Annotated in this window: 25 protein-coding genes; 2 read left to right on the forward strand and 23 right to left on the reverse strand. The window is 38.5% G+C overall.

Features of this window, described 5'->3' with window-relative positions; genetic code table 11:
• Nucleotide 1: 1 nt before the first annotated feature.
• From ACTCIM_RS07075 to ACTCIM_RS07100, 6 genes are all read right to left on the reverse strand, one after another.
• Nucleotides 2-826, reverse strand: a complete 825-nt coding sequence (locus ACTCIM_RS07075) for a flagellar motor protein MotB (RefSeq protein WP_472314705.1) — start codon at nt 824-826, stop codon at nt 2-4.
• Nucleotides 826-1,587 carry a motility protein A gene (locus ACTCIM_RS07080; RefSeq protein ID WP_464279066.1) on the reverse strand — a complete coding sequence of 254 codons (762 nt, stop codon included), beginning with the start codon at nt 1,585-1,587 and terminating at the stop codon, nt 826-828. Before ACTCIM_RS07080 ends, ACTCIM_RS07075 begins: the two co-directional genes overlap by 1 nt.
• A 70-nt stretch (nt 1,588-1,657) precedes the next feature.
• Complete coding sequence (locus ACTCIM_RS07085) at nt 1,658-2,350, reverse strand: YggS family pyridoxal phosphate-dependent enzyme (protein ID WP_472314707.1); 693 nt, start codon at nt 2,348-2,350, stop codon at nt 1,658-1,660.
• Entirely contained in the window at nt 2,343-3,266 is a 924-nt protein-coding gene (gene era / locus ACTCIM_RS07090; RefSeq protein ID WP_472314710.1) for a GTPase Era, read from the reverse strand. Before era ends, ACTCIM_RS07085 begins: the two co-directional genes overlap by 8 nt.
• A 12-nt stretch (nt 3,267-3,278) precedes the next feature.
• Nucleotides 3,279-5,756 carry a TIGR03960 family B12-binding radical SAM protein gene (locus tag ACTCIM_RS07095; RefSeq protein WP_472314712.1) on the reverse strand — a complete coding sequence of 826 codons (2,478 nt, stop codon included), beginning with the start codon at nt 5,754-5,756 and terminating at the stop codon, nt 3,279-3,281.
• A gap of 77 nt (nt 5,757-5,833) precedes the next feature.
• Nucleotides 5,834-6,184, reverse strand: coding sequence for a hypothetical protein (locus ACTCIM_RS07100; protein WP_029967290.1), 351 nt, complete (start codon nt 6,182-6,184; stop codon nt 5,834-5,836).
• Between the two features lie 118 nt (nt 6,185-6,302).
• Between ACTCIM_RS07100 and ACTCIM_RS07105 the strand changes: the two genes are divergently transcribed.
• Together ACTCIM_RS07105 and mazG are read left to right on the forward strand one after the other, a co-directional pair.
• Nucleotides 6,303-6,851 carry a CvpA family protein gene (locus tag ACTCIM_RS07105; protein WP_029967288.1) on the forward strand — a complete coding sequence of 183 codons (549 nt, stop codon included), beginning with the start codon at nt 6,303-6,305 and terminating at the stop codon, nt 6,849-6,851.
• Entirely contained in the window at nt 6,844-7,629 is a 786-nt protein-coding gene (gene mazG, locus ACTCIM_RS07110) for a nucleoside triphosphate pyrophosphohydrolase (protein WP_472314715.1), read from the forward strand. The genes ACTCIM_RS07105 and mazG overlap by 8 nt, the downstream gene beginning before the upstream one ends.
• On the opposite strand, the gene cmk is transcribed toward mazG, so the two are convergent.
• From cmk to ACTCIM_RS07195, 17 genes are all read right to left on the reverse strand, one after another.
• The gene (cmk, locus tag ACTCIM_RS07115; protein ID WP_472314717.1) at nt 7,622-8,269 is read right to left on the reverse strand and encodes a (d)CMP kinase; all 648 of its coding nucleotides are present in this window, start codon (nt 8,267-8,269) and stop codon (nt 7,622-7,624) included. The two genes, mazG and cmk, sit on opposite strands and share 8 nt — an antisense overlap.
• A 13-nt stretch (nt 8,270-8,282) precedes the next feature.
• Entirely contained in the window at nt 8,283-9,374 is a 1,092-nt protein-coding gene (hisC, locus tag ACTCIM_RS07120; protein ID WP_464279060.1) for a histidinol-phosphate transaminase, read from the reverse strand.
• A gap of 78 nt (nt 9,375-9,452) precedes the next feature.
• Entirely contained in the window at nt 9,453-11,549 is a 2,097-nt protein-coding gene (locus ACTCIM_RS07125) for a type IV pilus secretin PilQ (protein WP_472314720.1), read from the reverse strand.
• A complete protein-coding gene (locus ACTCIM_RS07130) occupies nt 11,549-12,070 on the reverse strand; it encodes a pilus assembly protein PilP (protein WP_472314722.1) in 522 nt (173 codons plus the stop codon). Before ACTCIM_RS07130 ends, ACTCIM_RS07125 begins: the two co-directional genes overlap by 1 nt.
• Nucleotides 12,071-12,072: 2 nt before the next feature.
• The gene (locus ACTCIM_RS07135) at nt 12,073-12,717 is read right to left on the reverse strand and encodes a type IV pilus inner membrane component PilO (RefSeq protein ID WP_472314725.1); all 645 of its coding nucleotides are present in this window, start codon (nt 12,715-12,717) and stop codon (nt 12,073-12,075) included.
• Nucleotides 12,718-12,724: 7 nt separating this feature from the next.
• On the reverse strand, nt 12,725-13,270 hold the full coding sequence (locus ACTCIM_RS07140; RefSeq protein WP_472314727.1) for a PilN domain-containing protein: 546 nt from the start codon (nt 13,268-13,270) through the stop codon (nt 12,725-12,727).
• Complete coding sequence (gene pilM, locus ACTCIM_RS07145) at nt 13,271-14,317, reverse strand: type IV pilus assembly protein PilM (RefSeq protein WP_472314730.1); 1,047 nt, start codon at nt 14,315-14,317, stop codon at nt 13,271-13,273.
• A gap of 19 nt (nt 14,318-14,336) precedes the next feature.
• Nucleotides 14,337-14,774, reverse strand: a complete 438-nt coding sequence (locus tag ACTCIM_RS07150) for a universal stress protein (RefSeq protein WP_029967269.1) — start codon at nt 14,772-14,774, stop codon at nt 14,337-14,339.
• Between the two features lie 82 nt (nt 14,775-14,856).
• On the reverse strand, nt 14,857-16,905 hold the full coding sequence (gene fusA, locus ACTCIM_RS07155; protein ID WP_472314731.1) for an elongation factor G: 2,049 nt from the start codon (nt 16,903-16,905) through the stop codon (nt 14,857-14,859).
• Entirely contained in the window at nt 16,906-17,685 is a 780-nt protein-coding gene (locus tag ACTCIM_RS07160; RefSeq protein ID WP_472314733.1) for a hypothetical protein, read from the reverse strand. It abuts the gene before it with no gap.
• Between the two features lie 66 nt (nt 17,686-17,751).
• A complete protein-coding gene (locus tag ACTCIM_RS07165) occupies nt 17,752-18,477 on the reverse strand; it encodes an outer membrane protein assembly factor BamD (RefSeq protein ID WP_029967255.1) in 726 nt (241 codons plus the stop codon).
• The gene (trxB, locus tag ACTCIM_RS07170) at nt 18,470-19,396 is read right to left on the reverse strand and encodes a thioredoxin-disulfide reductase (RefSeq protein ID WP_464279054.1); all 927 of its coding nucleotides are present in this window, start codon (nt 19,394-19,396) and stop codon (nt 18,470-18,472) included. The genes ACTCIM_RS07165 and trxB overlap by 8 nt, the downstream gene beginning before the upstream one ends.
• A gap of 1 nt (nt 19,397) precedes the next feature.
• A complete protein-coding gene (trxA, locus tag ACTCIM_RS07175; protein ID WP_029967252.1) occupies nt 19,398-19,718 on the reverse strand; it encodes a thioredoxin in 321 nt (106 codons plus the stop codon).
• A gap of 72 nt (nt 19,719-19,790) precedes the next feature.
• Entirely contained in the window at nt 19,791-21,011 is a 1,221-nt protein-coding gene (locus ACTCIM_RS07180; protein ID WP_472314735.1) for an HD domain-containing phosphohydrolase, read from the reverse strand.
• Nucleotides 21,012-21,017: 6 nt separating this feature from the next.
• On the reverse strand, nt 21,018-22,073 hold the full coding sequence (tsaD, locus tag ACTCIM_RS07185) for a tRNA (adenosine(37)-N6)-threonylcarbamoyltransferase complex transferase subunit TsaD (protein WP_464279051.1): 1,056 nt from the start codon (nt 22,071-22,073) through the stop codon (nt 21,018-21,020).
• Between the two features lie 3 nt (nt 22,074-22,076).
• Nucleotides 22,077-23,075, reverse strand: a complete 999-nt coding sequence (gene fbp, locus ACTCIM_RS07190) for a class 1 fructose-bisphosphatase (RefSeq protein ID WP_029965455.1) — start codon at nt 23,073-23,075, stop codon at nt 22,077-22,079.
• The gene (locus ACTCIM_RS07195) at nt 23,076-23,816 is read right to left on the reverse strand and encodes a hypothetical protein (RefSeq protein WP_464279050.1); all 741 of its coding nucleotides are present in this window, start codon (nt 23,814-23,816) and stop codon (nt 23,076-23,078) included.
• Nucleotides 23,817-23,867 lie beyond the last annotated feature (51 nt).

The following is a 23,867-nucleotide window of genomic DNA, read 5'->3' on the forward strand; positions in this document are numbered from 1 at the left end:
ATTATCTCGTATTATTTAAGTCAAAAATAAAATCTTTATAAATGAATTTATCTTTTTCTACTGGCTTTCTTACTTTAAACTGAGCTATTTCTTCTACTGCCCAGGAAGAAACCCGTTTATCTAACACAATTTCAACCCTTCTATTTTTTTCCCTCCCCTGGGCCCTGGTCTCAGGATAGCGAGGACGAAAACGCCCAAAGGCCTCTACCCTGATGTTTTCTGAATTTAGCCCCTGCTCTAGCAAATAACGATATACGCTAAGTAATCTTCCCAAAGATAGTTTCCAGGAAAGGTCCAATCCACTATTTTCCTGCAATTTCAAAAATTCCGGACCAAACTCATCCCGCAAGGTAGAGGTATGGCTACGCAAGGCCAAAGGATAGTCCACCTTTTTTAAAATAGGTATTAATTTATTTAATAACTCCTTTCCTTGAGCGGTCAACTGGGTCTTGCCTGGTTCAAAAAGCACTGCTGAATTTATCTCCACAATCTGAATAAAACGATTGGCTATAAAGTTTAAATCCTTATCCTTTTCATCCCAGAGCAAAGGTTTAAGAGCTGCCAAATCCACCACATCTTCCATGGGTCCAGGCTCACCTACCTTCCCCCCTTTGTCTCCAGACAAAACATCCACCCCTTTAGTTCCTATGCCAAAAGAACCAATAATAGAGCCCAAAACTACTTTTATTTTCCTTTCATCTGTCAAAGAAGCCATGGAGAGCAAGAGCACAAAAAAGGTCAGCAACAAAGTCATCATGTCTGAAAAGGTTACCAACCACGCAGGCACTCCTTCTCCTGAACTTTGTTTTTTTTCCTTTTTAGCCATTATTCTGACTGCTTACGCAACTTAGGCGGTAAGAAACTATTTAGTTTATCTTCTATTATTCTGGGGTTTTCTCCCTTAGAAATGGAAAGTATCCCCTCTAAAATCATTTCCTTAATTAAGCGCTCTTCCTTACTTCTGGTTTTTAACTTTCCAGCCATGGGATTAAACACCAGGTTGGAAAGAACAGCTCCATAAAAGGTGGTAATCAAAGCTACAGCCATGGAAGGACCAATGGTACTAGGGTCATTCATGGTTTGAAGCATCTGAACCAAGCCAATAACAGTACCAATCATACCCATGGCCGGAGCAAAGGCGCCCATAATGCCCAGAATCTCTGCTCCTACTTCATGTCGCTCTTCCATATAGGAAATCTCTGTTTCCAAAATTTCCTGAATGGTTTGAGGTTCCAAACCATCTACAGTTAACTGTAATCCCTTTTGTAAAAAAGGGTCTTTTATTTCTTTTACCAGTGGCTCTAAAGCTAGAATTCCTTCTCTTCTGGCTCTATTGGCATAATCTATAAAACGCTCTATCACCTGGGTAGGATTTTCTCCTTTGGCAAAAAAGGTATTTTTAATTACTCCAATAACACCCAGTACATGCCCCAAAGGATAGTTTACTAAAGTAGCCCCCAGAGTTCCGCCAAAGACTATAAGCATGGAAGGGACATTGACAAAGACCATGGGGCTTCCTCCAGTCACAATTGCCCCAGCCACCAGGCCAAAGGAAAGGACTATTCCAACTATCGTTGCCAGATCCATAAACTACCTCTTAACTACTACTATTGCTTAAATCTTTTCGTCTTTCTCATCCATTATCTTTAGTTAACCTCTAAATTCTAGGGCCAAAAATACGGGTTCCAATTCTCACCAGGGTAGCACCTTCACTAATGGCCTCCTTAAAATCCTGGGTCATTCCCATAGATAAATGCGGTAAACTCAAAGCAAAACGCTTTTCTATTGCTTCTTTTAACTCCCTTAACCTGGCAAAAAGCGGTCTTACCTTTTCTCCATACCAACAAGGAGGCAAAGTCATAAGACCTTTTAATTTAAGTTGTTTGAGCTTTAAAACTTCTTCCACCAAACTAAAAAGCCCTTCTTCTTCCACCCCTGCCTTTTGCTCTTCCTTTCCCAGGTTAACCTGAATCAAAATCTCCTGGATAACCCCTTTCTTCTTGGCTTGTTTATCCAGTTCTCTAGCCAATTTCACTCTATCCACACTGTGAATTAAAGAAAATTTTCCTGCCACATATTTGGCCTTATTGGTCTGTAAAGCCCCAATAAAATGCCAGTTTAAAGACAGGTTTTTTAATTCTTCTTGCTTGGCCAAGACCTCCTGGACATAATTCTCTCCAAAGTCTTTCTGTCCCAATTGAGCTAAAAACTCTATATCCTTGCTACTGTGCTTCTTAGAAACAGCAACCAGCTTTACTTCTTCTGGATTTCTCCTGGCCTGCACGCAAGCCTCTTTTAACTCTTCTAAAACCTGCTCATAATTTTCTTTTAACTGCTCTGCTCTAGACAACTTGGCCTCCCAATCCCAAGGAAAGTAAAAAACCCGTATTTTCTGTCCATTTGGGTTTAACTTTAACCCACAAATCCAAAAACACTTTTTTCCCCAATAATTCTTCCAGTTCCAACCGAGCCTTAGTGCCTACTTCCTTTAACCTACTTCCCCTTTTTCCAATCACAATAGGCTTATGGGATTCTCTGGCCACATAAATAACTGCCCTGATGGTAACCAGATTTTCCTCTTCCAGCCAATCTTCCACCTGTACAGCCAGATAATAAGGTAATTCTTTATCCAGAAGATAAAAAAGCTTCTCCCGGACCAATTCAGCAGCCAGAAAACGTAAAGGTACAGTAGAGACCTGGTCCTCTGGATAAAGTGGTGGTCCATAGGGAAGTTCTCTGGCCACTTTATCCAAAACTTGGGCAACTCCATCTCCATTTAAGGCAGAGATATAAAAAATATCTTTTTCTGGAAAAAACTTTAAGATTTCTTCAGTTAAAGGCAACAAGGTATTCTTATTTTTTATTTTATCCACTTTATTGATTAAGATAAAAACAGGCTTTTCCACCTTACTTAGACGCTCTACTATTAAGCTTACCTCTTTGGCAATTAAATGAGGTTTACGAACATATAAATCTCCATCCAGTACCAAACAAACAACATCTGAAGATTCCAGGCCTGCAAAAGCAGATTTAATTAAAAAATCGTTCATTTTACCCTTTTGCTTATGTATTCCTGGAGTATCTAAAAATACAATTTGCAAATTATCTCTGGTTAAAATACCTGTAATTTGGTTTCTAGTGGTTTGGGGCTTAGGGCTAACTATAGCAATTTTTTCCCCTAATATTTGATTTAAAAGCGTAGACTTGCCCGCATTGGGTGGACCTATCAGTGCTACTACTCCTGAACGAAAGTCTTCTAACTGCATCTATTTCTCCTTTTAGTTCATATACTGTTTTATTTTTATAACTCTTATCTCTTCTAAATTGGGACGAAATATTTCCTTAATAGCTACAAGGGGATTTATATAGTTAACATCCCAGTTAAAACTTATCAAAATATCTCCTTTTTCTAAGTGTTTCATTTGCATTATGGCCTTTAAATCTAAATTGTGCACTTTTCTTTTGCCTTGCTTGGCAAAAAACCAGTTTTTTTGCTTGTTAAAAAAATCCATTTTAGCCACATAACAGTGTGCTTTAGCCAGAGGATAAGACAATTTAAAATCTTCTCTCCTACTTAGCACTATTTTATCCTTTAAATCAATACGCTCCCAATGAAAAATTCTCAGGCCCTGAGGTAAAAAGGAATTTATCAAGGCAAAACTCTTTTCTTTAACTTCCTGAGCCATAAAAATCTGAAAAATTTCCTCTTCACTCTCCAGCCCCACAGGTAAAGCCCGTCCAAAAGAAATTAAAGGTACAGGGTGAAACCCCTGGGAAAAGGCCAGAGGCAGTTTGGCCCTTCGCAAAGCCCTTTCCATTATCTTTTGTAATTCCAATTGACTTAAATAAGCTGAAAATCCTTTTTTCTTAAACCAGATTCTCCATTGTTCTTTTTTGACTAAAGCCTGCTCCCAATTGGGTTCAGTAAAAGAAAACTCCCTGCCCTTTTTTTTATTTAGTTTAGGCACTATTTCCTTACTCTTAAAATCACATACCCCACAGTTGCTACATTTGCCAGAACGACAGTCTTCTGTGGTTTTGGCTTGCAGAGATTTTTTAAGTTCTTTTAGTAAAAACTCCTTTGTCACTCCACAACTTAAATGCTCCCAGGGCAAGGTCTCTGTTAGCTCTCTTTCCCTTAAATATTCTTCCCACTCAATTCCCTCCTGGGCAAAAACCTGCAACCAGGTATCAAAATGCAAAAAGTCATCCCAGTTGGAAAGTATTTCTCCCTTTTGATAGGCCTTTACCAGAATAGGAGCCAATTCTCTGCCTGCACGAGAAAAGACACCTTCCAACAAGCTCATCTCTGGATTATGCCACTTAAGGGTAAGTCTTTTATTCTGCTGAAAAAGCTTGCGCAAAAGAGCAATACGCTCCTGCAATTCACCAAGATTAAGCTGTCTGGACCACTGAAAGGGAGTATGGGCCTTGGGCACAAAAAGAGAAACAGAGGCAGTCAATCTGACCTTTTTATCTGCCTGGGCCAAAATTTTAGTGCACAGATGATAAATACCCTCCACATCTTCTTTAGTCTCTGTGGGTAAACCCAACATAAAATAGAGCTTTATTTGTTTCCAGCCCAGGGCAAAAATCTTCTGGGTATATTCCAGAATCTCCTCTTCTTTAATATTTTTATTGATTACATCTCGTAACCGCTGAGTACCAGCCTCTGGAGCCAAAGTAATACCTGTTTTTCTAAGTTTACTTAAAAATAAGATTAACTCTTCAGAAACAGAGCCTACCCTTAAGGAAGGAAGAAATATGGCTACCCTTTCTTGAAAAAGCTTATTTATCACCTGGCAAAAAAGTTCTTCCAGAAGAGTAAAATCCCCAGTACTTAAAGAAAGAAAAGATAATTCCTCATAACCCGTATGAGCCAGGGCTTCTTTGAGATAAGAATTTATTTTTTCTAAACTCCTTTCGCGTACTGGCCTATAAATAAATCCTGCATGACAAAAACGACAACCTCGACTACATCCTCTTGCCACCTCTACTGTCAGGCGATCGTGAACAACCTTGCCATAGGGTAATAAATCTTCAGGTTGAAGGGATACCTGGTTGAAATCAGGATAGGTAAACTTTTTAACTTCTTTATAGTCTGAATAAAGAGGCTGGATAAAATATCCCTTCTTACCTTTATTTATTTCAAAAAAACCGGGAATATATATCCCTGGTTTGCTTTTTAAAGACAATAATAATTCTCTTTTGGACCAGCCTTTTTCCCTGGCCTGCAAAAAATCATCTAAAAAATCCAGAAAAAGCCCTTCTCCATCTCCTAAAAACATAAGGTCAAAAAAAGGGGCCACAGGCTCAGCATTAAAGGTTACTCCACCTCCAGCCACCACCAAAGGAAAGTCTTCTCCTCTTTGCTCAGACCAAAAGGGTATTTTACCTAAGTCTAAAATATAAAGACAGGTGGTATAGGCCAGTTCATTGGTAAGGCTAAATCCCAATATGTCTAACCTGGATAAAGGAGTATCACTTTCCAGAGTGGCTAAGGGCTCCTTTTTCTCCCTTAAAATTTGCGCTACTTCCCAAGAAGGTGCATAAACCCTTTCTGCATAATAATCTTTTTGCTGATTAACTAAATTATAAAGTATGCGCTGCCCATAGTAGGACATGCCCACTTCATACAAATCCGGAAAAGCCAGGCCTAAATGGACTTTTACTTTAGTCAAATCCTTATGGATTGAATTAACTTCATTACCCAAATAATGGCTGGGTTTATTAAAAAGAGGTAGATATTGTTTCATTTAGCTCCTCATAAAATAGAAAAGGCAGACCTAGGCCTGCCTTAAATTTAAACCCCAAGAATTTAGCTCCACAATAATTATTTCTTCAAAAGGTCAGAAAAGTCAGTAACTTTCCCTCCAGGCCCAGCTAGCCCTGCCAGATTTTTAAGATCTGCAGGTGAAGACAGGGTCAAATTACTTGAAGCCTCTAAGTATTTTGTCTTTAACTCCTCAGGGACATTTTTGTATTCATATAAAATATGCTTGGCATCTATTTCGCCTTCCAATTCAGTATCAAAGGGATAACCAAAAGGGAGCAATACCATCTGCACCCCACCTTGAGTGGGAACCATCTGTAAGGTGGCTGGATCTGCTAACTTTCCATCTTTCCACTTGGCAAGTACCATATCTCCATTGATTAACTTTACCAGTTTTACCTCATAAGCCATATTATTCTCCTTCTCTCGCAATCTTTTAAAATAATTTATTGAAGTTAATTAGAGATTGGGGTAGTGTCAAGCTGTTCCCAGAACAGAAAAAAATTAGACTCCTAACAGGGAGGAAAAAATGAACTTTTTAGATATCTTTTTTTTAGTTGTAATTTCCTTTTTTTTCCTCAGAGGAATTTATAGAGGGCTAGTTCAGGAAGTTTCTTCCTTGGTAGCTCTATTTTTGGGTTTTTTTCTGGCCAATAGATACTGGCAAAAGGTTTTACCTCTAATGGAAGAAATCATTCCCAGTGAAACCTGGGCCAAAATATGTAGTTATTTAGCTGTGCTCATTGGGGTAATGTTTATTATCTTTATCATTTCCACCATTTTAAAGCACCTTTTAAAAATGGCCTTTCTGGGCTGGCTGGATCGCATTGGAGGAGCAGCCATAGGCTTACTTAAGGCGCTCGTGCTTTGTTCTATCTTTTTAATGATTTTAACCTCTTTTTTACCTGCCAGATCAGAGGCATTACAGACCTCAAAACTTGCCCCTTATGTCCATAGAAGCAGTTTATTCCTGGCCAAACTTTTACCCAAAGAATTAAAAGATAGATTTGAGGAAAACAAAAAGACTTTAGAAAGAAAATGGAAGCAAAAATTATTACCAGGAATAGAAAATGAGTAAAAACAGTCTCAACAAGCTCCAGGAAGTAATTGCCACCCTTTTAGGTCCCAATGGCTGTCCCTGGGACAAAAAACAAACCCCTCAAAGTTTGTGCGATTACTTGATAGAAGAATGCTTTGAATTAGTGGAGGCCATAACATCTAAGGACATAGAAAATATTAAAGAAGAACTGGGAGATGTATTTTTTCTTTTATTTTTTCTTATCCATCTTTTTCAAGACCAATTTACTTTAGAGGAAGTTTTTGATTATACTGCAGCCAAGATGATTGGACGACATCCCCATGTTTTTGGAAATAAAAGTATCCAAAATATAGATGAACTTCTTTCTATGTGGGAAAAAATAAAAAAAGAGGAACAAAGAAAAAAACAAAAAAAATCCTCTTCTCTAGATTCTATTCCCTCTGCACTTCCACCACTTTTAAGGGCTTATCGAATAAATTCTAAGGCTGCGAGATTGGGATTTACCTGGCCCAATGAAGAAGAGTTGGAGAAAAAACTACAGGAAGAATGGGCGGAGTGGTTAGAAGCTAAAAAAACAGGTAAATTAGAAAAAATGGAAGAAGAACTAGGAGACTATCTCTTTTGCCTTACTGAATATGCCAGGCGTAACCAGATAAAACCCAATACAGCCTTGAATCTGGCCAACCAAAAATTTTTAACCCGCTTTAAACTAATGGAAGAGCTAGCAGAAAAAAGGAATTTATCCCTGGAGGACCTATCCCTGCAACAACTGGAAGCTTTGTGGCAAGAAGCCAAAGAACTACAACAAGCTACTTGATATAACTTAATATTTTAAAAAAAACCTCTTCCAAATTTAATTTCGTAGTATCAATAATAATAGCATCTGCAGCTGGCTTTAAAGGAGCAATGGGTCTATTGCGGTCCTGTTCGTCTCTTTGCTTAATTTGTTCTAAAATAAGAGTTAAGTCTGCTTCTTTGCCCAACATTTTCAACTGTTTATATCTTCTCTTGGCCCTCTCCTCACAATCGGCATCCAGAAAAAACTTATAATCAGCCTGAGGAAAAACCACTGTACCCATATCCCTGCCTTCTGCTACTAGAGAAGTATTTTCAGCCAGCCGTTGCTGTTCAGCCTTTAAGAAATCCCGTACTACTTTTAACTTACCCAGAGAAGAAGCTAAAAAACCTACCTCTTCTGTTCTAATCTCCTCTCCCAGTTTTTTTTGATTTAAATAAAGAAAGTAGCCCTTTCCTTCTAAAACCAGTTGAAACTGAAAGTTATTTAAAATCGGCTTTAGTTCTTCCTCAGATAAATTAAGCTTGTCCTGGCCCAGGTAATAGGCAAGGCCTCTAAACATAGCGCCGCTGTCCAAGTAGGCTATCTGTAATTTTTCAGCCAGTTTTTTGGCCAAAGTGGTTTTACCCACGCCAGCAGGACCGTCTAAAGTAATTAACACTCTTCCCCACTCCTTACAAAATCTGCTCTAGCGCTTCAATAAACAGTTTATTCTCCTCTTCTGTGCCCACACTTACCCGCAAATACTTATCAAGACCATAGCTTTTTAAAGGCCTAATAATTATACCCTGTTTAAGTAAAGCCTGAAATACTTCCAGGGCATCCTTGGGAGGTCTAAAGAGGATAAAATTGGCCTGAGAAGGGAACACCTGGCATCCCAATGCCTGTAATTTTGTACTTAAAAATTCTCTTCCCTCTATTACTACCCTTCTTGTTTCTCTGTAAAAAAAACTATCCTTTAAAACAGCTAGACCTGCTTTTTCAGCCAAAATATTTACGCTAAAGGGAAGCCTTATACGCCAATAATAATCTGCCAGGTCTTTATGTAAAACAGCATATCCCAGCCTCAGTCCAGCAAGGCCAAAAAGTTTGGAAAAGGTGCGCAAAAAAATCACCTGTGGATATTTAGACCATTCAGTTAAAAAATTATAGTCTTCCTGGGGAGAGGCAAAATCAATATAAGCCTCATCCAAAACCACAAATACCCCTTCTGGTAAACGAGCCAAAAATTCCTGTAACTGCGCTTTAGCAAGGGCATAACCAGAAGGATTATCTGGATTGGTGATAAAGATAAGCCTGGTCTGTTTATCTATTTTTTTTAGCAACCCTTCCAGGTCAAAAGAAAAATCATCCTTAAGAGGAACCTGTTCTAAATTTGCTCCCAAAAGTTTGGCCTGAGTCTTATAAATGCTAAAACAGGGTTTAAAGGCCAGGACCTTATGCTTGGCAGGATCTATTAAGAGACGAAAAAGTAAATCAATAATTTCATCAGAACCGTTCCCCAGGATAATATTTTCTGCTGGTACTTTTAAAAAATCAGCCAGGGCCTGACGTAAAGACTCATTTCCGCCCCTAGGATAGCGAAAAACATAATTTCTATATTTATGCAAAACCTCTGCTACTACAGGAGAAACTCCCAGAGGATTTTCATTACTAGCCAGTTTTATTACTCTACCCAAGTTATACTTTTTTTTGATTTCTTCAATACTAAGACCAGGTTCATAGGCCTTAAACTCCAGTAAGTGTGGTAAGATAAATTGCTTCAACTTTTCTCCCCCTTAAAAAACTAAAGCTCCCTTCTTAAAAAGGGAGCTTTAGTTTAGCTTCTTGTTAAAGGCAAGTTTCTACTTATTCAAGATCTTGGGACGAATAAAAATCAAAAGCTCTTGTTTAGAAACATTTTTATAATCATTTTTAAACAACCAACCCAAAAGAGGTATCCTGTGTAAGCCAGGAACCCTGGTTTGAGACTTATTATCTGTAAGTTTTCTCACTCCTCCAATTACAATGGTCTCGCCATCTTCTACAATCAATTTGGTCTTGGCAGTCTTGGTTTCTATATCGTCTTCTTTGGGAGAATCATCAGAAATATCCAGATCTAAAATAACCTTATTGTCTGGAGTAATTTGAGGAGTAACCGTCAGCCTCAGTAAAGCATCCTTATATTCTACAGTAGTCCCTCCACTTTCTGATTCTGTAGAAACAGCTATTTTGGTCCCCTGAGTTATCTCTGCCTTCTGATTATTTAAAGTCACAATTCTGGGAGAAGAAATGGTCTTGGCCAGGTTCTGAGATTCTGCCAGTTTAAGCTCTGCATCCAGGGTAAAGAGATCCTTTCCAGCCACCTTGGCCACCTGACCGGCAAGGGAAAAGTCCAGTGGTCCACTGGAGGGAAAGTTTATGCCACTGGCTCCATATTCTTTATAATATTGGTCTCCTTTTCCATAATATTCTCCTGGATTTTGGAAGCTCCACTTTAAGCCAAAAGCTCGCTGGAAATCGTCTGTAGCATAAACAATTCTGGCTTCAATCAATACCTGTTTTTCTGGCCTATCTAACTTTTCAATTACTGATTTTATTTCTTCAATCCTGCTTCTAATATCTTCTACAATAAGCTGATTGGTCCTGCTATCAGCAGTAAGTTTACCTCTATCCGAAAGGAAAGATTTTACCTTTGGCTCCAGCTCTGCAGCTGTAGTATAGTTTATTTGAATATATTCTCTTTCCAAAGGTTCGAGTTTTTTCATGCTCTCTTTGGCTCTCTGGGCTTCTTCTCTTGCCTTTTGAATGGCTTCTCTTTCAGCTCTTAACTTTTCCTGGGTGGCTACCCGCATAATATTGCCCCTGATCACCACCCCTAAATTCTTCTGGAGTAAAACCAGATCCAGGGCCTGATCCCAGGGTATGTTGTAAAGCCTTAAAGAAATTTTTCCTGTTACTCCATCGTCAATAATCAGGTTATAATTTTCCACTGAAGCTAACAAACGTAAAACATTTTCCACATCTGCATCTTGCAAATCAATGGAAATAAGCTTGCCTGTATATTTTTGTTTCATCCCAGGCAAAAGAGTATTTAATTCTGGGATATCCTGCTGTTCCTGCTGATTAAAGCTTTCCTTTAATTTGGCCTGTTCTTCTGCACTTGGCTTTTGTTTGAAATCATCAGAGGTCAAAAAGACCAAGGCTGTCTTCCCTTCAATCACATCCAAATTAAAGGGAACTTTTTCCTCTGTTAATAAAATCATTTCCACCTGATTTTGTTTATTCTGAAAAAGTGCACTACGAATAGGCGTATTAAACTTTTCTAAACGAAAAATCTTTTCATAGTTTTTAACCAGACTGGCCTTATTGATGGTTAAATAAATTTTATTCTCTTTACTTTTTTTAGGAACAATATCTAAAATACCTTTAGAATCAAAAAGAACTATTAAATTTCCTTTTTTATTTTTTAAAAAAGATACCTGCTTAATTTTTTGAATAGCCTTATCTTTTTCAACCAGTTTTTGTATTTCTTTGGAAGGGATAAAAGCAACTTCTAAAGTATTATCTTTACCTCTACTAAGTAAAAATTGACAGGGCTTATTTAGTTTAACTTCTAACTTATTTGCTGTAGGACCCAAAGCTGGAAAATATTTTAAAGAAGAAACTACTCCTTTAGGTAAGGGTAAAGTTTCCTTGGAATAAGCAGGAAAAAATTCCAGGCTAAAACTTAAATCATCCATAGAGGGGTTTACTGTAATCCCTTGTGGCAATACTAGCCTTAAAAGAGTCCTATCCCCCTGCTTTACTAAACTAATCGCTTTAAGCTCTTCCTTGGGCTGTAAATTTTCTTTCTGCTCAAGAAGGGTTGTCCCCTGAGTGGGAGTTACCCCTTCTTTTTGTTTAGGTGCACAGGAAAACAAAAAAATCAAACTACTAATAAGAATAAATACTCTACTCATTATTCTTCTCCCTTTTTGGGGTGAAGTTTTAAAACTACTTTTTTCTTTTCCACTTCTCCAAAAATGTTTGCCACTTCTTCCTCCACTATAATTGTATCTGGAGTAATTTTTACCACCTTACCTTCATTTCTACCCACTACCATACCTTTTTCTAAAAGAAAGCCCTTGCCATCTGGAAGCTCTACCATGGCCCTGGCCTGATTGGGATTTTCAGGCTCCCACAATATACCTATAACCTTTAGCTGAGTTACATCCACTCTTTCTAAAGGGCTTAAGGTGCCTTTTTTTCTTTTTTTAGCAGTTAAGCGCTCATTTACCTTATTGATAAAAGGAACAAAAGGATCCACTTTACCCTTTGGATCGTAACGAAAGGCTGGAGGTTTTATCCATTCCGGGATATTACTTAAAGCTTCTATAAACTTCTCACTTTCCTCTTTCACTGCAGAAGTATCTTTTGCCAGCGCTACACTAGGCAAAAGGGTTAAGAGTATACTTAACCAGATTAACCTTATTATTTTCACTGTTATTTCCTTCTTCTCTTACCTTTTTTCTTCTTGGCTTCTTCTGCCTGAGCCTTTATTTCAGCCTCTGTCAAGGCTCTGTAAACCTCTAAAGTACAATCCACAGTCAGATTACTGACCTGCCCCTGGGGTCCTTGAGGCAAAAATTTTACTGAACGCAAGCTAACCAGTCTATTCAAACGACTAAGTTCATCTAAATAACTAACAACATTGTGAAAGCTACCCAAAAGCCTGATGTTTACCAACCTGGCAGCATAAAAATCATATTTAGTTTCACTCAACGGTTTAAAATATGCGAATTCTATACCTTTTTCTAGCCCTTTTTTTTCAAAAGAAGCCAAAAGCTTTTCCAAAGCCTTGGCATCTTCTGGCAACAGATTTTTGGCTATAAAAAATTGTTTTTTATAAAAACCCAAATCTTTTTTTACCTTATTTAGATTAGCAGCTATTACTCGAAATCTGGTAATATCCCTATCCAGTTGAACCAGCTTGGCTTCCATTCTCTCTTTAGCATCTAAGGTAGGTAAAAGGAAAAAATAAGCCCACCCAGCTATCACCAAAAATAAAACACTCCCATAAACCAGCCAGCGCTTCCACAAAGGAAGCTTAAAAAACACCTTGACCTGTTCTTCTAAATTATTAGCCATAATACTTTTAAGCTTCTCCTGCTCTAAGGTTACAGGTAAACTCTACCAATTCATAGTTGCCAATTTTAGTCCTGCTAGTAACCACAATATCTACTCCCTTAACATAAGGAGATTTTTTCAATTGTTCAATATAAAAGGATAAAACCTGATTGTCCAAAGCCACTCCTGTGATGGTAATACTCCCAGAAGAAGCCAGACTCAAACTTTTATACCAAATTTTATCTCCTGGCAAAGAAGATACCAAAGCATCTATAAATAAAACTGGTAAAATCTGTTTTTTTCTTATCTTTTTAATTACTTCTATTTTTTTCTGAATATCTTCTACATCTTTTTTCAGTCTATTTACCTTAGCAATAAGGCTTTGTAGAGATTTCTTTTCTTTTATTTTCTGAGCTTCAACTGTCTTTAAGTAATCTACTTTTATTCCCATCCACCAATTAACGGCAAAACAACCTCCTAAGAAAACAACCAAAAGAAAAATAAAAACCCAAAAATCACCCTTTATAGGTAATTTTTTCTTTTTTTCTAAGACATTTAAATTTATTCTTAACACTTAAAACACCCCTCTTAAGGCTAAACCTGTTGCCACTACCATCTGTCTTTTTATCTCATCTAAGTATTTAAGGTCAAAACTCTTCGCACTTTTTTCAATTTTTCTCCAGGGATCTAGATAATCGACATTTAGCGAAAATTCCCTACTTAAACTTTCCTCCAAACTTAAAATATGAGCACTACCTCCAGACAAAAATACCTTTTTTATTTCCTGGGCCTTAGGATAAGTAGTGGCATAGAAATTAATAACCTTACGAACCTCTCCTACCCAATTTTCTATTTCTTCTTGAATCACCTTAGAGACCAAAGTCTTTTGCGCAGCCTCTAGATTAGTGGCTCCCTCCAGTTTTATCCGCTCAGCTTCCTCTAAACTCAGGTTAAGCCCTTCTGCAATACGCAAAGTAAGGTTAGCTCCACCAAAAGGCATCTCTCTAAAAATACTTAGCTCTCCTTCAGAAAAAACAGCAAAAATGCTTTGTTTTTCTCCAATATCAAAGAGGAAAGAACTTTTATCCATCTCTTCTGGATAATTAAATTCAAAAACATTAGCCAGAGCAAAGGCATCTAAGTCAATTACATCTATTTTTATTTGCGCCCTTTTAAATAACTCATTTAAGTTTTCTACCAGCTGTTTTTTACAGGCTACCAAATAAACTTCAAAGCCCTTTTCCTGCTTTTTGCTTTTCATTATTTGATAGTCCAGCACCACATCGTTAATATCAAAGGGAATATACTGTTTGGCTTCTTTAAACACCACCTTTTCCAGATCATCCTCATCTTTGGCCTTAAAGACTACCCTTTTAACAATTACAGACTGTCCACTAAAAGAAGTATTTACCACCTCTTTCTTTTTTATACCCAAGCTCTTAAAAAAGGCTTCCAAATGCTTGACAAATTCATCTGAACCTCTTTGCTCTTCAGAAAAGAGACCTCTACCCACTCTATCTAAAACAACCTTTTTCCCTTTCTTTTTTAAGCCAACCAGCTTAACCCATCTAGCTCCCAGGTCCAGACCAAAAGAAGTATTTTTCTTACTACTAATAAACACCTCTAAAAAGCTCCTTTGCTTAAGGACGAACAGTAAGAACTGGCATTTTTGCTCCTTTTACCACCTTTTCAGCCACAGAGCCAAATAAAATCCTATCTATCCCCTTACGCCCATGTGTACCCATTACTATCAAATCTACCTCTTCTTTTTCAGCTACTTCTAAAATCTCTTCTGCTGCATAACCAGTTTTTACTATGCCTTGAGCGGAAACAGATTCAAAGTTTTCCTGAATAAAAACTTCCATGGTTTTTTCCGCACCTGAAACTATTTCTCCCACAAAAGTTTCAATAGAGGCAGGAGGAACATGAAACCCTACATATTGGGAAAGAGAAGGAGCTACATACAAAACAACAACTTCTCCTTCCAGGGCCCTGGCTAAGGTAGCTGCATAATCTGCTACCTTTTTACTCATATCTGAAAAATCCACTGCACATAAAATCTTTTTTATACTGGCCATAACATTTCCTCCTTTTATTAAGAGCTTCAATAAATTATAAAAAAAAAAATGACAACTAATTTTTTAAATAATTTATTAAAAATTAAAACTCCAGCACATCAAAAGAATGAAATTTCATAAGCATATTAGCCCGTCCTTGGGTAGCAGAACGCAAATCTGTAGAAAAACCAAACATTTTCTTTAAAGGAGCCAAGGCCTGTACTATCTTTTGTCCTCCTCTTTCCAAAATATTTTCCACTTTTCCGCCTTTACTGCCAATAAGTCCCACACATTCTCCTACAAAATCCTCTGGCGTATATACTTCCAGAGACATAATAGGCTCTAAAAGCTGAGGATTAGCATTTTTCAAAGCTTCCTTTAAGGCTTTTACTGCAGCCATTCTATAACCTATATCAGTAGCTCCTTCTTTTTGTTTAAGTTCAATCACTCGCACCAAAATATCCTGAACAGGATAGCCCTTTAAAATGCCCGATTGCAGACCATCTTCTAAACCCTGGTACACACTTTCCACTATATTTTGAGACCAGGCTTGAGTATCCACTTCCAGGCGAATTTCTTTGCCACTACCTCTGGGCTTTGGTTCTACTTCCAAAACTACTCCACCGTAATGGAAATCATCTCCCAGTTCTTTAGCAAATTCTCCTTCTCCTCTGGCTTTATTTTTAATGGTTTCTTGGTAAACCACCTGAGGATTGCCAGATCTAAATTCCACCTTATACTCTCTTTTAAGTCTATCCATTACCACTTCTAAATGGAGCTCTCCCATGCCAGAAAGAATAATTTGCTGGGTATCTTCATCTCTTTCCAAAAGTAAGGTAGGGTCTTCCTGTAAAATTTTATCCAGAGCTTCCAATAACTTTTCTTCTTCTGCATTATTCTTAGGCTCCAAGGCCACTGCAATAACCGGCTTATATTCGCTAATTTTTTCCAAAATAAGAGGTGTCTCCCTATTGGCGAGGGTATCTCCTGTTTTAGAAAGCTTCAGTCCTGCTAAAGCAACAATTTCTCCAGCCCGTGCTTCCTCCACCTTTTCCTTATGATTGGCGTGCAAGCGAAAAATCCTGGCTACCCGTTCTTCTTTTTCCTGGGTAACATTAAAAACTATCTCTCCTGCTTTAATCTTCCCGGAATAAATCCTGGCTAAAACCAACTTTCTTCCGGTCTCCATGGATACTTTAAAGACCAAAGCAGACAGTGGGGCTTTAGAAGAAATGGGAAAGGAAACTTTTTTCTTAGTTTGGGGCTCTATACCTTCTATTTGAGGCACATCCAAAGGAGAAGGAAAATAATCAATTACCCCATCCAATAAAGGTTGGACGCCTATATTCTTTAAAGCAGAACCCGCATATACCGGAACTATTTTCCCCTGTAAAACCAGCTCTCTTAGTTTTTGTTTGATAAGTTCTGGTTGCAATTCCTGTCCTTCCAGATACTTTTCCATTACCTCATCGTCTAAATCAGCTATCCTTTCTATTAGCTCAGTCTTATAGTTATCTACTTCTGCCTGTTCTTCTGGTGTCAGATCTAAATATTCATAGCTCCTTCCCTGGTCTTCTGCACTGAAAACAATCTTTTTTTCTCTTAAAATATCAAAAACTCCCTTAAAATCATCTCCTTCTCCCCAGGGCGCTTGCAAAACAACTGGATTGGCCTTTAATTTTTTTCTAATCTCCCAAAGCACATTTTTAAAATCTGCCCCTAACCTATCCATTTTATTGATAAAGGCTATTTTAGGAATCTTGTATTTTTCTGACTGGTGCCAAACAGTTTCACTTTGAGGCTCTACCCCTCCCACTGCACAAAAAACAGCAATCGCTCCATCCAAGACCCTTAAAGCCCTTTCTACTTCAATAGTAAAATCCACATGCCCTGGAGTATCAATCAGGTTTACCTGTTTCTCTCTCCAATTAAAGGTAGTACAAGCAGAAACAATTGTAATACCTCTTTCCTGTTCCTGAGGAAGATAGTCCATCGTAGCAGTGCCTTCGTGCACTTCTCCCATGCGATGAATTTTTTGAGAATAAAAAAGGATTCGTTCACTTAAAGTAGTTTTTCCCGCATCAATATGAGCTATAATACCAATATTTCTAATCTGCTCCAGATATTTATCTGCGCCTTTAGCTACTCCCATCTAAGACCTCCTGCTTATAAAGACATACTTTTCAAACGCCCAGGTCCAATTAAAATCCGGCCAAATCCAGCTAGTTTCTTCTCCAGGAGCAAGAGTAAGCTTGGCAAAGGATGTTTTTTGAGATCCTATTTCCAGAAAAAAGTCCCTTTCTCTTTCTTCTAAAGGCTTTACAGGTGCATCTTCTTTACCCCAGGAAGCATAAAAGGTGGTATGAGGATTAGCCCAGAGCAAATTCTCTAAATTTATTTTTTCCTGTTCCTCCCAAATAACACCCCTGGTAAGAGGAGTTTGCCAAAACACAGATTTCAGCCACCTGGGATTAAATCCAAAATAAAAAACTGGTCTTTGTTGACAATTTAAAAACTCAATCACTCTCTTTTTTTTGCCCCAGGCCAGATAATATCCCCCAGCCAACTCCAGCCCCACAAATATCTCTGCTTTTATTTTGGTTTTGGAACCCAACAAAACCACTCCTATTTTTTCCACTCCAGCTAAAAGCAAAGGAATAAATAAGGCCAAGATTTGATTAACAGCAAAAAAACCTTCCTCCACCAAAAAAATCACTTCTTTTTTGGGAGAAAAACCTTCTTCCAGTTCAAAAAGGGAGTAGTTTTTTTTACAAACGCTTAGCTTAAGCTCTTTTAAATATTGATAGTACTCGGTAAGTTCATAGATTTGTTTTTTAAAAAAAGCCCTTTTTTTATCTCCAACCCTTTCATAAGCCTGAGATAGATATTTTTCTTCAACTGCATAAGTATCAAAAAAAGCATTCCAGTCCATTTCCTAGCCTCGCCCCAAAGATACAAAAAAAGCGGCTAAAAGCCGCTTTTTGTTTACCTATTTTTTTTACAACCAGTCAAAAAACCTTTTCCAGGACCCTTCTTCCTTTTCTTTGGCCTCCTTAGCCTTTGCTTCTTGCCAGCGCAAATAGGCCAAGTCCCTTCGTTGACTTGCATAAGCCACAACTTCTGGCAAATCAGCATATTCCTTTTCCACATATTTATATCTAAGCCAGGCCGCTTTAAACTGCTCTGTACGCCAGTAAAAATCCGCTACATATAACTCATGCTCAGCCATTAAAAACCTACATTTGCGCAAATACTTCTTGGCTTCTTGAGCATATTTGTTTTCTGGATAGGTCTCTATAAGCCGCTGAAAAAAGGAGTAAGCTTCAGCAATATTCGTATAGGGTTTATCCGCAGATTCAAATTGCTTGAGATTGGACAGGCCAATTTTTAAAAGCACATAAGGAACTGCCTCATGTCTGGGGTGAAGGGCTTCAAATTCCTTATAAACCTCACTGGCTGCTTTATATTCCCCCACCAGGAAATAGGCATCTCCCAAACTCACTTCTGCCTCAGGCGTATAGGGAGAGAAAGGATATCTATCTTTTAATTTGGTAAAATACTCAATGGCCCGGTCATAATCCTTTTCTTGCAAGGCATCATATCCAGCTTGTGCCAATTCCTGGGCAGTATCCTCTGGAGGAGTTAAAAAAAAGTAATCCACTACTCCACAACCACTTATTAAAAAAAAGAGGAGAGTTACGATTAATAGCTTTACCCTAGTCATCTAACTGCTCCAGATAATTGGCCACATTAAATCCAGCACAAGCTCCATCTCCTACAGCAGTGGACACCTGCCGACAATTTTTCGCTCTAATATCACCTGCAGCATATATGCCTTTTATATTGGTCTGCATCTCACTATCTGTAAGCACAAAGCCTCTCTCATCTTTTTTAACTTCTGGAGGTAAAAACTCGCTATTGGGCTCCACTCCAATAAAAATAAAGGCTCCACTCACTTCCAGCTCACTGGTGTTTCCATTTTTTACATTCTTTAAAACAACCTTTTCCAGACTCTCCTGTCCTTTGAACTCTTCCACCACGCTATCCCAGATTACTTCTATCTTTGGATTAGCCAGCACCTTTTCCTGATAGATTTTAGTGCCTCTAAATTTATCTCGCCTGTGAATGAGATAAATCTTTTTTACTATCTTAGAAAGATACAAAGATTCTTCTAAAGCAGTATCTCCACCTCCAATACAGGCTACCACTTGATCGCGAAAAAAATTACCATCACAAATGGCACAGTAGGAAATACCCTTGCCAGCCAATTCCTGCTCTCCTGGGACCCCCAGTTTCCTCCATCTGGCCCCACTGGCCACTACCAGAGCCTTTACCTGCACTGTGGATTCTTCTAAATGTAGAGTATGGTATTTATCTCCCACTTCTATCTTTTTTACCTCACCAAAGTGCTTATGTAATCCTTCATATTTTTCCACTTGCGCAGCAAAGGCGTCTGCCAGTTCAAAGCCTGTGATGCCTTCGGGAAAACCAGGATAATTCTCTATCTTTTCTGTTAGTAAAACCTGCCCTCCAGGGCTTAGCTTTTCTACCAAAAGCACCTTGCGTCTAGCTCTCAAAAGATAAAGGGCGGCCGTCAGCCCTGCTGGACCGCCCCCAATCACTGCTACCTCAAACTTATCCATGTTATAAAGCCTTTTCTGCTAACATTTGTTTTAAGCTGGATTTGGATACTGCACCAGTAATTTGCTCTATAACCTGACCACCCTTAAACAAAATCAAGGTAGGAATGGCTCTAATACCATACTTACTGGGAGTGGTGGGATTTTCATCCACATTCATTTTAACAATCTTCACCTGTCCAGCATACTCCTGAGCCAATTCTTCAATAATTGGAGAAATAGCTCTACAAGGCCCACACCAGGGAGCCCAAAAATCCACCAATACAGGCTGGTCACAATTTAAAACTTCAGCCTCAAAATTACTGTCAGTAACTTGGTTTGCCATATTTCTCTCCTTTTGTTTATTCTTCTAAGTTTCTAGTTTAAAGTAAAAAGATAGTGGTCTTAGTTCTTAGTGTCAAGAACCTATCTCATTTATCTCTTCCCACAACTTATCCACCAAGGTTTCTTGCAAATTAAATACATACTTTTCATCTTGATATAAGTCTTTTATTTTCCAGCACTCAACCCACTTATCTTCTAAAATTTCTACTAAAAAGGGATCAAAGTGTTTGCCCTTTTCCTCACGCAAAATCAAGCGCACCTTTTCTTCAGAATAGGGAGGTTTGTATACCCTGGCTGAAGAAAGGGCGTCAAAGACATCCACCAGGCCAGCTATGCGTCCTAATAGGGGGATTTCTTCGCCTTTAAGCCCTTTGGGATAGCCTGTGCCATCATAACGCTCATGATGGGTCAAAGCCACTACCTTGGCATTGCGCAAAAGAGAGGACTTGGCCTTGTGCAAGATACACCCGCCAATGATGGTGTGTTTTTCCATTATTTTTCTTTCTTGAGGAGTTAAGGGGCCTGGCTTGAGTAAAATGGCATCAGGTACGCCCAGCTTTCCCACATCGTGCATGGCCACTGCCCAAAAAACCATTTCCAGTTCTTCCTGCCCAAACCCCAGCTCTCTGGCTAAAAGTTTGGCCAATTCTCCCACCCTTCTAATATGGGCAGAAGTCTCTTTGTCTCTATATTCAGCAGCCACTCCCAATCTAAACAGGGAATCCAGATGAGCTTCCTTTAATTCAGCATACAGTCTGGCATTTTCAATAGCCACAGCAGCCTGGGAGGTAAAATAGTTTAAAGGCAGTAAAAATTCTGACTTAAAAGGAACAACCTTTTCTCCTTCCCTGGCATTAATCAACTGTAAAACACCCACCACTTCTTCCTGAGGATTTAATAAGGGCAGGGTTAAAACAGATTGAGAGTGATAGTTATTCACCCGGTCCCACTTGGAAAATAAAGAAAGGTCATACTTATGGGCTTCTTTATAAACATCAGCTAAAATTAAAGGTTGTTTACTTAAAGCAACAAACCCTGCAATACTCTTTTGGTCCAAAGGAAAACTAAAACTCTGAAATAGTTCCTGAACTTTCTTCTTGCCCAACCTTTTACTCAAGGTATCATTTTGACTGCAGACAAAAACAAGCTCTTTATTTTTAACTAAATAAATGGACCCTGCATCAGCTGAAGTTAAAGACCTGGCCTTGGTTAAAATAAGGTCCAAAAGCTTTTCCCATTCAACAGTACGGCTTAAAGCTATGCCTATGTCTAAAACTTCTTCTAATAAACTCATATCCTTTTAATTGATTTTATAATCCCTGGGAACTGTCCTTCCTCTGGGAATGGCATCTACTTCCAGGCCATGCGTATACCCAGCTTGAAGCAGTTTTTCTCCCAAATAGGCAACCATAATACCGTTATCCGTGCATAACTCCTTGTTAGGCACCCAAAATTTAAGATTCTTTTGTTCTAAAAAAAGACCAAATTCTTTTCTCAAAATACTATTGGCAGCTACTCCTCCAGCCAGAATAAGCCCCTTTACAGGATGACTCTTTAAAGCTCTACTTACTTTAATCTTCAGGGCTTCCACTAAAGAATAGGTCAGGGAGGCACACATATCTTTTAACTCTTGCGAAACTACATCCAATTTTAAATCTTCTTTTAAACCAGGGAAAACTAAGTGTTTATTTTTTTGTAAGTAATTGGCAACTGCAGTTTTAATCCCACTAAAGCTAAAATCTAGATTGGTGTTATCAATATAGGGTCTGGGAAATAACTCCTTATCTACTTTCCCTTCTCTGGCCAGCTTATCTAAAAAAACCCCACCTGGATAGGGAAGGTTAAGCATTTTAGCCACCTTATCAAAAGCTTCTCCCAGAGCATCATCTAAGGTCCTACCCAGCAAAATAAACTCCTGCCAGGATTTAATTAAATAAAGATGGGTATGTCCTCCAGAAACCAATAACCCCAAACAGGGATACTCTACTTCCTGTTGCATTTCTGCAGCCAACAAATGGGCCTGTAAGTGATCCACGCCCACCAAAGGCACATGTAAACCTAAACTTAATCCCTTGGCAAACCCCAGTCCAATTAAAAGGCTAGCCAAAAGCCCCGGACCTCTGGTAACAGCAATGCCTTCCAGATCTTGCAAAGTACAACCTGCTCTTTGCAAAAGTGTTTCCAGCAAAGAAGGTAGTACTTCCAGATGGGCTCTAGAGGCAATCTCTGGCACCACTCCACCAAAAAGAGAATGCCAATCCACCTGCGAGACCATAACATGAGCCACGAGCTCACCCTTATTGACCAGGGCCAGGCCTGTCTCATCACAAGAGGTTTCAATTCCAAGAGTAAGCACTACTTAAGCTCCATAAATTTCCAAAACCTTTTGTACTTCTGTTTTCGAACCAATAAACAGGGGAACTCTTTGGTGTAAATCCTCAGGTTGAATCTCCAGAATAGGCCTTTCTCCATCTACAGCCATGCCCCCTGCCTGCTCCACTAAAAAGGCCATGGGATTGGCTTCATAAAGCAGCCGCAACTTGCCTGTAGGTTTTTTGGGATCCCTTAAATCTTTGGGATACATAAAAATACCACCATAAAGCAAGGTCCGATGAAAATCAGCAACCAGAGAGCCAATATAACGCAAACTATAAGTGGGTTTGCCAGGCTCAGGGGTTTTAAAGTAGGAAATTATCTCTTTGGTCTTATCATCCCAGTAAGACCAATAACCTTCGTTTACAGAATAAATCTTACCCTTTTCTGGAATCTTAATATCTGGATGGGAAAGCAAAAATTCTCCCACACTGGGATCAAAGGTAAAGCCATGTACTCCCTGCCCTGTACTATATACCAGCATGGTGGAAGAACCATACAAGAAATAGCCTGCTGCAACCTGTTCTGAGCCTTTTTGCAACACTTCGCTCAAGATCACAGGGTCACTACCATTTTTACGGCGATAAATGGAAAAAATAGTGCCAATACTCACATTGGCTGCAATATTGGAAGAACCATCCAGGGGATCAAAAACCAGAAAATAATTTCCTCGTCCAAATTGTTCTGGAATTTCTATAAGGTCTGCATTCTCCTCTGAAGCCATGGCATAGAGTAAACCAGAGCGTTGCAAGCGATGGATAAGAACCCTATTGGCAAAATCATCTAGCTTTTGGACCTGTTCTCCCTGAACATTTATTTCGCCAGTTTCTCCCAATACATCCATAAGCCCGGCCTTATTCACAGCCCTGGCAATAATCTTAGCAGCCAAAATCAACTCATTTAAAAGATGGGTAAAGTTACCTGTAGCTAAAGGATTTTCCTTTTGATGCAAAAGTAAATGCTCTATTACTGTGAGCTGCCTCATTTACTCACCTCCTTTACACAAAAAAGCATAGGTAAACCAAGTTTGTCCCAGTTTTCTACTCAATCCTAACACCTTTTTCCCATCTAAAGCAAGCTCTCCAAAAGGAGTAAAAACTTTTTTGGGTGCGGGAATCTCTTGAGCTATCCCTCTATAAACTAGTTTAAAATCAAAATATAAATTTACTCTTTCTTTAAATTCCTGCGGGATCAAACTTCTGGGGTCAAAGTGAACCAATAAAAGCAATTTAACCTTTTTGTCTGTATAAATAGGTTTAAATAAAGCTATTTCTGGGCCTAAAATAGTATCCTGTAAAGTAGCAGAAAGACCTTTTAGTTTTTTTAAATCTTTTGCCAGATAAGAAAAGTTTACCTGTTTTAAATTTTCCTTGGGATAAGTAAAAAATACTTCGCCCTTTTCATCCCTTACCTCTATTTTATTTAACCAGTTGAAACGCAAAAAAATCTGTTTAGCCCAGGCTTCTGTAGGAAAAGTGTCTTGCACAGAAAATTCTTGTAAAAATTCCTGCAACCTGGCATCAGAGCGTTCCAAAAAAGCAGCAAATTCCAGTTCACTGGTTTCACCTTCTACAGGCTTGTTAATATCTACCCTAGTGGTAGGAAGTACATACTCCTTATACAAGCTGGTTGTAGTTCTCCAACCTTTTTTAGCCCAGGAACATCCTAACAAAATAACCAGGCCTAAACTAATGAGAAAAAACCTACTCTTTTTAATTTTTAACAATCTCTCCTCCTTAAAATCTAGTTGCACTCAATATAAAAAAGGTTTATGTAT

Source organism: Desulfonauticus sp. (genome assembly GCF_055126295.1).